The following is a 717-nucleotide window of genomic DNA, read 5'->3' on the forward strand; positions in this document are numbered from 1 at the left end:
TGCCGTCGGCATGTTTCACCTTAAGCACTTCAAAGTGATGTTCCTCAATGTAGCTCACGATATTTCTTATTTTACGGTAGCTTGATGATATCACTACAGAACCCTTAGGGAGCATTGTATAATCGGACTTGTGTATTATCGGAGTGCCTACACATTCCTTGTTGTATCTCATTCCTTTTCTATACGGTCTTTCCTTGGAAACAGGAGCGACCGGAGTATCCTGCGTGTCGCATGATGCGGCAGAGTCTGACTGTGGAACTTCAGTTGTCGGAGCAGTGGGAGTACCGTCAAAGTCATCCTTGTCATCATGCTTTCCTTTTACAGTCTTTTTACGGTCAATGCCTTTGAGGCTTTTGGAAGAAGCGTATGTCTGGGTGTTCATAAGTGAAAGACGCTCGACAAGGGCATTATGCTTCTTCTCAAGCTTTTTGTATTCCTTCAGCTGTATCTTATATTCAAGAACAACCTTCTCGGCATTGCTGTTTGCCTTTAGCAAGGCTTTCAAAAGAGAGGCATTCTCACGTTTGACTTCCTTCAGGTCTTTTCCTATTTCATCAAGTCTTGCTATCATTTCATCAAGCTGCTTGCTCTTGCTCTGATTCTCCTCGAACAGGAACAGGGCGAACCTCTTTATCTGCTCATTATCCATACCTTCAAGGGGCGTATGCTCCTTTTCAGGTCTGTTCATCATCTCTTCAAGATGCTTCTGTCTGAGTA

General features: G+C 43.8%; 1 pseudogene. It reads right to left on the minus strand.

Going from position 1 to position 717, the window contains the following annotated elements:
- Positions 1–717: pseudogene (locus H6A27_RS14455) on the minus strand (IS66 family transposase); the annotation flags it as partial.

Origin of the sequence: Bacteroides caecigallinarum, assembly GCF_016902295.1 — a bacterium.
In the GTDB taxonomy this organism is placed as follows: Bacteria; Bacteroidota; Bacteroidia; order Bacteroidales; family Bacteroidaceae; genus Phocaeicola; species Phocaeicola caecigallinarum_A.